The sequence below is a fragment of the Companilactobacillus jidongensis genome, assembly GCF_003946575.1.
GTDB classification, from domain to species: Bacteria; Bacillota; Bacilli; order Lactobacillales; family Lactobacillaceae; genus Companilactobacillus; species Companilactobacillus jidongensis.
The window spans coordinates 228,912-241,965 of the sequence record NZ_RHOP01000002.1 but is presented as its reverse complement, the minus strand read 5'-3'; the positions used below and the strand labels follow the sequence as shown (position 1 = coordinate 241,965).

Here is a 13,054-nt window from a genome sequence, read left to right as displayed (position 1 = left end):
ACTGAAACATCAACATTCTTACCAGCTTGATCAGTAACAACAGGATTGATAGTAGCGTCAGTAGGAACATCTTCACCAGTTAAAGCAACGGCATTAGTAGAACTATTAGTAGTTCCATCAGGGTTAGTGTAAGTAACAGAGTAGTTACCATCAGCATCTTTAGAAACAATAGCTTTGACAGTAGCGTCCTTATAACCAGGAGCAGAGACAGTAACATCAGTAGGAGTACCAATTACAGTTCCTTCAGGAACTGTAACAGTAGTGTCTACGTTGTTGCCAGCATTGTTAGTAGCACTAGGATTATTGATAGTAGCGTCAGTAGGAACGTCTTCACCAACTAATTCAATTTCATCAGGTGATAATGTATAAGGATTGGTTGCAGTATCACCATTATACTTAACGGTAACAGTTTTATCTGATCCATCTGCAAAAGTATATCCACTAGGTAGATTATCATCAGTTAGTGTAATGGTTTGTGTTCCACCCTCATAATAATCTGGAATATCAATTGTTACTGATTGCCCAGTTTTATTAGTTGGAATAGACATTCCTGTTTTACCAGATGCTTTCACACTTTCAAAATCTGCAATTCCGTCAGCAGTAGATTTTGTTTGTCCATACACTACGTTAGCTGTGTCAGCACTTGTTCTAAAGTAAGGAACACCATTGAATGTCCAAGTGCTAGGAACATTTACTGTTTGTACAGGATCAGTTGTTCCTACAAGTCCGTCTTGGATTACAACAATATCACCTTGAGTAGTGTGAATTGTTACTTGGTTGGTTGCGGTTTGTCCGTTTTGTACAGCTCCACTAGGAGTATATGCAAACATACGTTGTTTTACATCTGTAACTCCATTAATTGTAGAACCATCTAATGTTGTTATAATACCTGTACCTATATATAATTTGGCAATACCACTAACTAAAGTAGTACCGTTGAATTGTGGAATCCCAGAGAAGGATGCATTATAAGTGGAATTACTCCAAGTTGATCCTGAATCAGATGTCAGAGCTGTTCCAGGGCTAAATGATAAATATGAGTTTAAAGTGATGCTATTTAAATTAGTACCATCGAACATACCTTCACCTATAGATGAATCTCCAGTATTTGGCCATTCAGCAGGATTTCTTGAACCATTAGTAGATCCGGTTCCTTTCGTCCAAGACCATGTCCCTAAGTTTATATCTCCTAATGAAACGTCATTTTTAAACATAGCCTTTAAATCGGTTGCATTGTAAGCATTCCATGAATTCATACTGGATATATCGGTATTAGGTTTAGTAAAAGAGCTTAGTAATGGGTCATTTGCAAAGGCGTAACTACCGTTTACAATATTTTTAAGACCAGTATCTGAAAACTTTATAGTTGTAAGAAGATCGTCATTTTCGAACATGTGACTTATGTTTTCAGCTTTAGATACATCATTTCCTGATAAATCTATGATACTGATATTTTTGTCATTTTTAAACATACCTTCTGCATTAGTAACAGCTGATGTATCTAGATTAGATAGTGTGTCATTATTAAATGACGTTAGATTTGTCATATTAGCAAACATATATGATGAATCTGCAGGAGCAACAATTGGTGTTGAAATATTAACAGTAGTGATGGCACTAGTATTGCCACCCCAATGTTCAGTATCTCCCCCCTTATAATCGGTTAGAGCACCAGTAATATTCAGTGTTGTATTTGTTGAATCGTAAGTCCAACCTGTACCACTATCAGTTGTAACAGCAGCGTCTTCAGCAACAGGAGCAACGGCATCAAGTGCTTCCACAGTTGATGCGTCTGCATCCAAAGTTTTTTCTTCAGAAACTATTTTGGTAGGATCTGTAGTTGTTGTGTCACCAGTAACAGTACTACCATCAGCACCAGTAGTTGTTGGATCGGCGACAGGAGTTTCAGCAGCTTTTGCAGTTGTGTCTTCTCCGTCTGTAGGAGTAGTAGTTTCATCTGCAAGTGCAGTAGGTGCTGCAGCTAAAAAGGCAGCTGGTTTAACAGTTGTGCTGTCTGTAGTTGTATCAGATGCAGGTTCTTCAGCAGGAGTTTCTACTACAGCATTGTCTTTTTCAGGTGTCGTAGTTTCGACTGGTGTATCTGGTGTAGTGTCCTTAGTGGAGTCGGCAGTTGGAGCAGTAGTACTATCTTCTACGCTTGGCGTAGTTGTTGTATCTGTAGTTTTGCCGCTAGTATCGGCTGCTGGAGTAGTTCCTTCAGTAGTCCCCGTACTGGAAGGCGTTGTAGCACTTGGAGTAACTGATTCAGTTTTCACTGATGCAGTTGCGACGTCAGCTTTAGCAACAGTACTTGGTCCGCCCAGCAAAAATAAACCTCCGGCGATAGAAAGACTGCTTACAACAATCCAATTCTTCTTTGACTTAACGAGCTTTTTTCTCATTACAGCGTTTGGATCGCGTTTTAATTGTTGAAACCTCATAATATTTACCCTCTATCTTCATATATTGTTAATTGTGTCTAACATGGCATGAACAAATTATAATATTTAAACATTATCTATATATTTCACATACTGTAAGAATTATTTTGCTAAACTGAATTATTTGTACTATCTAATCAATATACGTTTGAAAACTGATCAAAAAATGATATTAACAATTTATTTTTGAAACTAACAGAAATGCTGTTGAACGTTATTATATAAGCAACCAGGTAAATACAAAAATATTTATATGACATGTTGTATATGTGGTTATCACTTTTTGATAATCCTTATCATAAGGAATGAACCAAAAAAATCGGGTACCTTGGTCAATTTATATGCCAAGATACCCGATCGTATTATATTTTAGATTAAACCTAACTTTAGTAATTAATATATTCACCACTCAAAGCATTTTTCAATCGAAGATAATTACTTGCAACACGGAGCTTCATAGTTGAAATACATCAATTAAATAGGTAAAATGAACTTGTAAGAAAAAGATGTAATAGGCATCTATAAAATCAGATATGTATCGCGTTCCGCTTTAGGTGCGCAGTTGTCTGCTGGGGACGAAAAACTCAGATATTATCGCATTCCGTTTAGGTATGCAGTTGTCCGCTGAGGACGAAAAAACCTATTTGCCACTGGCTCTAATGGAGCTGGTGGCTTTTATTTTTTGGGAGATAATGGCGACTAAAAAAGAAGATGCAAATACGTGGATCAAGTTAGAATTGATTTTGAATACTAAGTAATTGATACAGAAAAATAAGATTGCTCCTAAGGATTGTACTCTTAGAAGCAATCTTATTTTGTTAGTAATTAATATATTCACCACTCAAACTAGTTTCCAAAAATTGAGCAATTAATTTGCCGCCGTCATCAGAGAAATGGGTATGATCGCCGCTATCAAACTCCTTAGCTAATTTTTTTTGTGAATCATCGCAAACAAAGGTTGCTAAGTCGATGGTATTGGTTAAACTTAAGATAAAATCATTTATCTCGGTACGCAATGCTTCTTTTTCTGAACTCCAAGCATCGTGACCATCGATGATTGCACCCTGAAATGGGGGTAATGTTAGGCAAATTAGTTTAACGTTGCTGTCATTGCAATACTGTTCAATTTTTTTGTATCCATCCATCATATTCTGCACTGATGGTAATTCTGAGGTTGGTGTTCCTGTTCCTGGCAGTAACAAATCATTAGTGCCTTCAAGTAAGATAACTGTATTAGGATTGAACTCATTGATCATTTTTTCAAAACGATTGACCCCTGCGGGTCCAAAACTATTAGACCAGATCGATGTGCTATTACCCTTATGTAATAATCGATTTCCCGAAATGCCGTAATTAGCGGTCACGGTATTTTCTTGAGATAATAGTTTGGCCAGAGGGGCAGTAAATCGTCCCTGATTGGTTAGTGAGTCTCCGAAGAAAGCAATTTTATTAACCAATTCATCAGTATCAGATTGGACCGCCGATACACCGTAAAAAAATCGATTGTCGCCATCTATGTAGTTATTAGAATCTGCTAGTTCGGTTGATATTGTTGATCCAAGTGTGTGAATCGAATGATTGTATGAACGTATTTCAATATCAAAAGTCGAATTCCCTTTTAAATGAATTGGCAACCAGTCACTCCACAAGCACCGTTTGGAGGCTATACTAAAACTAGTATTATTGTTCATAGTTAAATCGTAATCATTGTCATTTACGATTATTTTTATACTTTTTATTTCTAGTGGAATCCTGCCAAATTGATTGTTGATCAACAGGCGAATTCTGTCCGCAGCCAAAGGCTGAAAGACTGTAATGGTTTGTGCTTTGCCATGATTTATGTGTTTGATGTTTGGAAAATACGAAAATTCTTTTGTCCAAGTATTGATGATTGTCATAATTAGTCACCACTCCTGAGTTCAGTATGTAATAATATATTTATTATTATTTTATATAAGTTATGCTCTAAGTTTGAATCATATGTTATAATTCTAGTGTAAATTACTTGTTTAAACACTTATTATACAAAATGTTTAAACATATACCACACAATTTGTTTATTGAGGAGAAGGTACAATGCCTAAAAAATTATATTCCGACATTTATGATACATTAAAGCAAGAAATCAATAAGCAAGTCTACCAACCACGTAATACTTTACCAGGTGAAGAAGAACTTGCGGCACGTTTTGCAGTGACAAGAAACACTGTCCGACGTGCCTTGAAAGAATTACAAAGTGACGGGCTTGTTTATGCTGTAAAGGGACGTGGTGTCGTTGTCTTAGAACCTATTCGTGACGACCGTGTTATTTTTCAAGCTGAAAACACTGAAGGGTTTGAAGCATTAAGAAATTTCCCTCAGAACAAGTTCATTCAACGCCTTGCCACGGAAGTTCTAACTTTTGAAGAGGTAGAAGTGGATGAAAAGCTTGAACAACTAACCTCATTTAATGCAGGTGACGTTGCTTATTTTATTGAACGATTAAGATTATTTGATGGTAAAGCTTTGGCCGTTGATAATAGTTATTTCCGTAAGAGTTTGCTCGGTGAAATGACGCGTGAAGATGCAGAAAACTCAATCTATGAATATATTCGTGAGAACGAATTATTCAAGATTGCGGCTGAACGTTCAACTACCACGGTTGAATCTGCAACTAAGCGTGATCTACAAGTACTTGATGTAGGCGACATGAATTGTGTCGGAGCATTAACTAAGTTTGTCTACACGGATACCGGCAGATTGTTCGAACATACTCAAACAAGATATGTGCCTAATCATTTCTCAATGGTTGGCTTCAAGTCCTTCTAGTTGAGGACAGGATTGATATCGTCTTCTGACTTGTAACCCCAGAGCATTATCATAGCGAAGGTAATTACCAGAGTTGTGATGTGGGCGACTACGTAACCAATTAGGTTAGAGGTGACACCTATACTGGGGTTAATAAAGGCTGGAAAGCCGATCAGTGATCCGGAAAAGGCATATGCATCTACTTTGAAGAATCCGGTCAAAAATCCACCGATTGCACTACCTATATTTGATAAGAAAAATACTCGCTTATATCTAAGTGTAATACCGTAGAGTGCTGGTTCAGTAACGCCGCAAAAGGCTGAAATTGTTGCTGCCCAAGCAAGGTCGCGGTATTTTTTGTTTCTTGTTTTTATGGCAACCGCCATGGCAGCTGCACCTTGGGCAACCATCGTGACTGAGACCATGGCGTTGAGGTAGCTATGACCACTAATGGCGAGGTCATTTACCACAATTGGTATAATTGCCCAATGGAGTCCGAAGACCACGGTTATTTGATATAACCCTGAGACTAGGAATCCTGTTAACGCGGGATTGACAAAGTAAATCGACTCAACCCCGTGAGAAAGTAATTGGCTTAGGTAGATAACAAATGGTCCAACTCCAACATAGATCATTAGCACCAAAATGGTTACTTCGATTACTGGCAAGAAAACAGACCTAATTACTGAAGGAATGATTTTTTTGAGCCATTTTTCTAAATATTTACCAACCCAAGCGGCAAGAATAATCGGAAAAACCGAAGAACTGTAACTGATGATTTTTGTTGGAATTCGAAAAACTGTTAACTGAATCGAATTACCACTTGCTGCAATCAACGCTGGATAGGTCAGGACACTGCCGACCACAGCTATGGTAATTGGATTTGATCCTAACTGTTTGGCAGCAGTGAATCCTAAGATTATTGGCAGGAAGTAAAATAGTGAATCAGCAATAGAGGAGAACAATAGGTAAGTACCACTAGTTTTGTCGAGCAGATTATATCCAACTAGTGCCCCAAGAATACCCTTAAGGATTCCAGATCCACCAAGTATACCAATAATTGGAATCATTGAACCGGTTAGGACACCAATGAAGTCATTGAATCCATCTTTGATTAGTTCATAGATGTTCTTTGGCTTCTTTTTAGTTTCACTTGGTGGAAGATTTTTGAAGGTTGGTCCCAGTTCGCTGATCACAGCATTATAGACCTCAGTTACTTTTGTACCGATGACGACTTGGTACTGACCGGCAGATCGAGCGATATTGATTACTTCGTCTAGGTTTTCGATGGCTTCATCATTTGGTAATCGGTCGTTTTTTAAATAAAATCGTAACCGAGTTATACAGTGGATAAGTGAGTTGATGTTTTCTTTTCCACCGACGTCTTTAATTATTTCAGCAGCCAACTGTTGATAACTATCTACAGTTGTTTCACTCTGTAAGTCAGCTGAAACCTTTGGCAGAATGATTGCGGCTGTTGTTCCGGATGAAACTTTACCGGATTTTATAGTGATATTCTCGAGATAGTCTTTGGTATTGGTAACTGCCACAACGACGGTAGTTCCCTTGCCAGCCGCAGTTATTTTTTGTAGATCAGCCGTACCAACGACTTGACCAGCAGTGACGGAATCGTCAGTTTTGATTTTCAAATCAAAAGGAGCACCGTTGAGGGATACTGTATCAATACCTAAGTGAACGAGAATCTCTGCACCATCTTTGGTAGTTATTCCGAAGGCGTGTTTTGTTTCGGCGATGAAGGTTACATTCCCAGTGACAGGTGCACGTATTTCCCCGTCAGATGGAGCTATTCCGAATCCTTCGCCCATCATTTTTTGGGAGAAGACAGGGTCATTTACGGATGATAATTCCATGATATTGCCTGAGACTGGTGCTAGGATATCTAATGAGTCTGCCATAGTTAATCCTCCCGAACTTAATTAAAAATAAAAATATTTAAATACTTACTTTATTGTATAACCTTTGGTAAATTTTTAATAGTAAAACATGTTTAAACAACTAAAAAAAGACCCACAGATTTTTATCCGTGGGTCTTTGATGAATATAATTGTTTTAAGGATTAACAACTGGAGCAGCATTTAAGGTCCATGTTATTACGGCATTGTATTTTTTGACTGTACCGCTCGTGTTGTCATTATCTTGATTGGGAATTTCTAAAGTTGCTGAATCGGAAGTGTTGAATAGCGCTTGAATTACACCTGCACGATATGTTCCTGATTGTAGGTTGATCAATGTAGGATCACTTGCTGTGGCACTGTCTAAATCGCCAGCGTTAGTCTTTAAGTCAGCATCACTGCTCTTGAACACAATATTTTCTTTGTTTTGATCAATTAAGGGTAATGAACTCAAGTGAAGAATTGCATCTAGTGATTTGTCACCAGCAACATATGGATTTAACTTAGTCATTGAGGCACTCAATGAAAATCCAGGACCTGTACCATCATTATTTTGAGCAGTACGTGAATCAATCATCTTAAGAACACCATTGGAATTACCATCTTCACCAACGGGCGTTGAGCTGGACATGTCAGTTGTATCAACGACATTAGATTGTAATTTGACAGTTGAACCAAGCATTGTCGAACCAAAGGCAAAATCTGGAACTTGTTCAAGTGTTAGAATTCCAGACAAAATATCAACACTAACGTTAGAATAGGCTGGGTCTCCTGCTTGAGTAGTTTGTGAAGTACTACTATCTGTTGAAGTTGCAGTGGTATCTGTTACAGGTAGAGCATTATTGACAGTAGCTGCTTTTACGGGGGAAGCAGTTGTGCCTAAGGCACCCAAGATTATACTGGCAATAAGCAATGATTTAGCAATCAAGTGTTTGTACGATCTCATTTGTTTTCCCCCTTTATTTTATGAATATAAATAGCCACGACAATATTATCTACTAGAATAGTATCAAAAAAGAAGTATCAATATATTTCTAAATTCATAAATCTTTCTTTCAAAATTTGGGATATAATGCATTTAGTTTAGTAAAACTCAGTAATGCCGGCTTTTTCATCCGAAAAAATGATAAATTACTGAAAGTGGGGTAAACAATGGATAAAAATATCATTAGGTATGAACAGGAAAAATTTTTAAAAATCGGTGAAATTGATAATAAGGAAATCTATCACATTATGATGGTTCTTTTTGTGACACATGACAATCGAAAAGATTCAATAAAATTTCTCAAGTCTCATCCAGGTGAATTGGTTTCATTGTTTAAAGATAAAGCTGAACAGCAAAAATTAAATTTTTCTGATAATATTCCCAAAACAATTGATTTGGAAATGATCCGGAATTTATGCGATATATTAGCGAAACAAGGCCCGGATGAAGATGCTGAAACAATATTAGCTTTGTGTCTAAACTCGGATAATGATTTGATGGCAGAATTGGTTATGGACATTGCTAATGTTCAAGAAGATGAAACGGTTTTAGATGTTGAATTTGGCTATGGAGACATATTGTTACATCTTTTAGATATAAATATTCATCAGTCGATTACGGGGTATGATGTGACAACATTGTTTGACGTTATACTGTTGGTAACTTATTTAAAACATGCTAGTAATGTGAACCTTTTGCACAAAAAAATCTCATCGAAGTCAGATACTAACTTTGATTGGGTTATTTCAATTTCACCAGATATACGATTTGACCAATTTTTTCGTAAGATGTATATCGCTGACAATTCAAATGAAAGGATTCAAGAATTTGAAAATTTACCTTGGATGAATATCTATGATTATATAAAATTAGGTATATCTAAAACCAAACCTGACGGACGTGGAATTTTTGCCTTTGATATCTTTGATTTACAAGGGGATAACCCTCTAAAAAGAGAACTTATTGAAAATGACTGGATTACGGATGTTATTCAATTAGGTTGGATAGCTGGTTTTGTGGGTGCTGTTATTTTAATTTTGGACAAAGCTAAAAAGAAGAATCTTAAAAAGGTTCGTATGATTGATGCTTCAGAAATGACTTGGGGAAACAAAAATAATAGTGAAATCACTGCCATGAAGAAAAGAATATTGGATACACTGAATAAGAATAATAGTTATGCTGATTTTGTGAGAACAGTTGATATAGATGAGATTGTTAATAGCGGTTATGATTTGTTGCCGGAAGCTTATGTGAAAGACAGAGTATACAAACAGTTCGAACAGTTTGATATAAAAGTGCATAGAAGTGAATTTTACAATATCAAGACAATTGAACTGGGTGAAATCGCAGATATATTGGGTGGGCACATTTACACTACTCAAGGAAACAGTAAAAGCAAATATCGGATAATTATGGGAAACAATGATGGAGATTTTGTCCTGAATGATTTTGATTGGCTAAATATGTGGAAGAACTATCCGGTATCAAATAATATGATCCAGAAATACGATATTTTGATTGATGGAGTTACTCATGAAAAAGTATCTTATGTTACTAAGAGTTATGTAAACTTACTCTTCACTGGAACAATTATCCGCTTGAAGGATAGTAAATTTGATAGTCGATGGCTGGCACAATACTTACTTACACCACTTGCAAAAACAGAGTTAAAACGAGTGTATCAAGCAGATTTTCCTATTTCTAAGGTGAGAGTTCCGGTTATACCGTTGGCGTCTCAAATTGCCGGTGTTCGCAGTTATAATCAAGATATGGCAGTTATCAATGATACTCGTAAAAAAATAACTGAAAATCTGAATGATGCAAAATCAGAATTGTACCGTGAAATGGGATTGAATAAATTCTTTAAATAATGTTGAGTAGTAATGGAGTATTGAATGGGTGAAAAATTTAATTACAGTAAACTTGTGAAGTTAATGGATAAAAGCACCATCATCAAATATCATTTAGCAATGATTCTTTTTGTGATTCATGGTAATCGCTCTGTGATGTTGGAGTATTTGAAGGCTAATCCTGAAGAACTAGTGCCGATGTTTAACGAAAAGGCTAAAGAGCTTAATTTTAAATTTACTGATAAGGTGCCTAAAATCATTGATATGGACAAGGTACAAAAAATTTGTCTGGAGTTAGAAAAAACTTCTGCAAGTGAGGAGGTAAAAGCCTGGTATAGAATGAATGCAACAACTGAAGATTCACCAGCACTGTATGTGATGAATGAAATATCTGGTTTAAAAAAGTCAGATAGTGTACTGATCGATAATTTGAACCATGGCAATTTAATCGAGTATGTCTTAAAAAATAATATTGATCAAAAAATAGATGGATTTGAAAAAACTACGCTTTATGATTTTGATTTGATTCTTGTATATGGTTTGGATGCTACGAATACTAATCTAAAGTATGGTAAGTATGTTGCTAGTGATAAAAAATATGATAAGACCCTTTCTGTGATTAATTACAAAAAATCAAATATTTGGAAGTTTAGACAAAAGGAATTCTCAATCGATATTTTTGAGCAGATCGATACTGATATGTCACAAATAAAATCAGATGGGTATGGGATTTTTGGGGTTATCGACTGGCTATTAGATAGGGACAGCACGCTAAAAAATGATTACATCAAACGAGGTTTGATAGATACGGTAATTCAACTTTCGAATAAAATTGGACAGTTGATGAGTATTATTCTAGTTGTTCGTAAATCTAGAGTCAGAGATGATCGAAGCATTAGAATGATTAATGCAAGTGATAGTTATGTGTCCAAGAATTTTATGGAAAGTATATTTAATAAACAAGTTGCCGATAGGGCGATTAAAACTTGGAACAAAAATAATGAGTATGCTGGTTTCGTTAGAAATGTATCACTCAAAGAAATTGAAAAAAATAACAATGCACTGCTTCCAAATAGATATGTTCAAAGTGAGGCCTTTCAAATACAAGAAGATTTGTCAGTTAGAGTGGATATTTCGAAGCTAGAAGAAGCAGACATGTATAAATTATCTGATATTGCAAAAGTTTATACTTATGGTAAAAATAAGTCGGATTTTGAATTGAAAGTTAATGGTAAAAGTACGGTCAAGGTTAAAGTAGATTCCAAATATGTAGATAAACAGTGGCTTAAGGCGTTTTTAGATAGTCCACTAGGTAAAACACAACTGGCTAAGTTTAATAAAAAGACTGTGGGTAACTTGCGGGTCCCCATTGTACCTTTGAAACAACAGATTGAATCTATTCAAAAATTTAATCGAGTTAGAATCAAAGTGGAAAATGTGACTGCTAACTTGGATGAAGCTGCCAATGAAGTTGATCAGCGACTGTATGAAAATATGGGTATAAGCAAAGTATTTGAGATTATAAATAAAAATCTTCCCGATTAAAGGAAGATTTTTTTAGTTTACTGAAGGTGTAGGTGTTAAAGTCCAAACAATTGAACTTTCATATTTTTTAACCGACTTACTTAATGTGTCAGCTTTCTTAGGAATATACATGCTAGCTGAATCAGAGTCTGTAAAGCTAGATTTGATCGTACCAGCTTTGTATGATCCGGCAGCAAGGTTAATCACGCTGGTTTCTTGATCACTACCAGCAACTAGTTTTGCTTTGTTAGTAGTAAGTTTGTCAGAGTTAGTACTGATATTGTCACCATTATCATCGTATAGTCCCTCTGAATTAAGTGTCATAGTGAAGCCGTTGATTTGATTACCATTAGAATTAAAGCCATTCAAACGAGCTGATAAATTGAATCCAGGTGTCTTGCCTTCAGAGTTTTGACGAGATTCAGTAACTTGTAAGGTACCTTGAGAATTACCATCGACAATGATATTTCCATCGCTTGAGTTATCTTTTAAATTAACGGTACTACCAGATGCACCATTACCAAAGTTGAAGTTAGGTACAGAATCGAGTGTCAGTAATCCAGTAACTACAGTCACATTAACGTTTGATGTGGCAGTTTGTACTTCTGAATCGTCCGGAGTGTTACTGGTAAAAATATCGACGTTATCTGAATTATCAAGAGTATTAGTTGTGTCAGCTTGGGCTACTGAAGGAAACATGAATAAGACACTTAAACTAACGATTGTGCTAAAAATCAAATTTGATAATTTCATGATATATCCCCCAGCGGCTTATTTATTAAATAAATAATACCACGTAGCACAAAGTTGAACCATTTTTATGTCAATTTTTGTAAAAAGTTTTTACAAAATATGGAAAATAATAATATGATATGATTGAAAATAAATACTTGAGGTAAAAATATGAAATATGAATGGCGCAAACAGGAAAAAAATTTGTATCTACCTAAGAAAAAAGCGGTCTTAGTTCAAGTACCAAATCAGCGCTTTGTTTCATTACATGGAATTGGTGATCCAAACGAAGCTGCCTTCAAAGAACGATTGACGACGTTATATCCGATTTCGTATGGAATCAAAGGGATGTATAAAAAATATTGTCTGTCACAAAAAGTAGAATTCGATGACTATGTTGTTTTTCCATTAGAAGGACTTTGGTCATTGACTGAAAAGGGCCAACAGCTAGAACGTTTGGATAAGAGTGAGTTTGAGTATGATATTATGATGCGCATTCCTGATTTTGTACCGGATAATGTAATAGATGAAGCTATCAAAGATGTCAAAGAAAAGAAATACCAACCTTTAATGGAAGAATTAAGAATAATTCAACGATCAGCATATGATGCCATCGAAATACTTCACGTTGGTAAGTATGATGATGAACCGGCTAGCTTTGCATTGATGGATCAATTTTCCAATGAAATAGGCCGAGTTAGAAAATCTAAGATTCATCGTGAAATTTATTTGTCAGATGCTAGACGAGTTGAACCGGAGCGTTTGAAGACTGTTTTAAGATATGAAATCAAATAATTTGATATGTAGATGTTAATTTGTTAG

Annotated in this window: 9 protein-coding genes; 4 read left to right on the top strand and 5 right to left on the bottom strand. The window is 35.9% G+C overall.

Translation table 11 applies throughout. The features are described 5' to 3' along the window. On the bottom strand, nucleotides 1–2,441 hold a 2,441-nt coding region (locus tag EKM68_RS02465; protein ID WP_125588073.1), incomplete at its 3' end, for a BspA family leucine-rich repeat surface protein. Between the two features lie 818 nt (nucleotides 2,442–3,259). After that, the gene (locus EKM68_RS02460; RefSeq protein ID WP_125588072.1) at nucleotides 3,260–4,339 is read right to left on the bottom strand and encodes an SGNH/GDSL hydrolase family protein; all 1,080 of its coding nucleotides are present in this window, start codon (nucleotides 4,337–4,339) and stop codon (nucleotides 3,260–3,262) included. A 178-nt stretch (nucleotides 4,340–4,517) separates the two neighbouring features. Here EKM68_RS02460 and EKM68_RS02455 point away from each other — a divergent pair, with 178 nt between their 5' ends. Further along, on the top strand, nucleotides 4,518–5,249 hold the full coding sequence (locus EKM68_RS02455; protein ID WP_125588071.1) for a GntR family transcriptional regulator: 732 nt from the start codon (nucleotides 4,518–4,520) through the stop codon (nucleotides 5,247–5,249). Here the strand turns inward: EKM68_RS02455 and EKM68_RS02450 are convergent. Both EKM68_RS02450 and EKM68_RS02445 read right to left on the bottom strand, forming a co-directional pair. Next, a complete protein-coding gene (locus tag EKM68_RS02450; RefSeq protein WP_125588070.1) occupies nucleotides 5,246–7,144 on the bottom strand; it encodes a glucose PTS transporter subunit IIA in 1,899 nt (632 codons plus the stop codon). The two genes, EKM68_RS02455 and EKM68_RS02450, sit on opposite strands and share 4 nt — an antisense overlap. A 154-nt stretch (nucleotides 7,145–7,298) precedes the next feature. Then, nucleotides 7,299–8,087, bottom strand: a complete 789-nt coding sequence (locus tag EKM68_RS02445) for a WxL domain-containing protein (protein ID WP_125588069.1) — start codon at nucleotides 8,085–8,087, stop codon at nucleotides 7,299–7,301. A 206-nt stretch (nucleotides 8,088–8,293) separates the two neighbouring features. Here EKM68_RS02445 and EKM68_RS02440 point away from each other — a divergent pair, with 206 nt between their 5' ends. Continuing rightward, the gene (locus tag EKM68_RS02440; RefSeq protein ID WP_125588068.1) at nucleotides 8,294–9,997 is read left to right on the top strand and encodes an N-6 DNA methylase; all 1,704 of its coding nucleotides are present in this window, start codon (nucleotides 8,294–8,296) and stop codon (nucleotides 9,995–9,997) included. 24 nt (nucleotides 9,998–10,021) lie between these two features. Continuing rightward, nucleotides 10,022–11,521, top strand: a complete 1,500-nt coding sequence (locus tag EKM68_RS02435; RefSeq protein WP_125588067.1) for an N-6 DNA methylase — start codon at nucleotides 10,022–10,024, stop codon at nucleotides 11,519–11,521. A 12-nt stretch (nucleotides 11,522–11,533) separates the two neighbouring features. On the opposite strand, the gene EKM68_RS02430 is transcribed toward EKM68_RS02435, so the two are convergent. Then, entirely contained in the window at nucleotides 11,534–12,253 is a 720-nt protein-coding gene (locus EKM68_RS02430; protein WP_125588066.1) for a WxL domain-containing protein, read from the bottom strand. Nucleotides 12,254–12,403: 150 nt separating this feature from the next. Between EKM68_RS02430 and EKM68_RS02425 the strand changes: the two genes are divergently transcribed. Then, nucleotides 12,404–13,027, top strand: coding sequence for a GyrI-like domain-containing protein (locus EKM68_RS02425; protein ID WP_125588065.1), 624 nt, complete (start codon nucleotides 12,404–12,406; stop codon nucleotides 13,025–13,027). The last annotated feature ends 27 nt before the right edge of the window (nucleotides 13,028–13,054 follow it).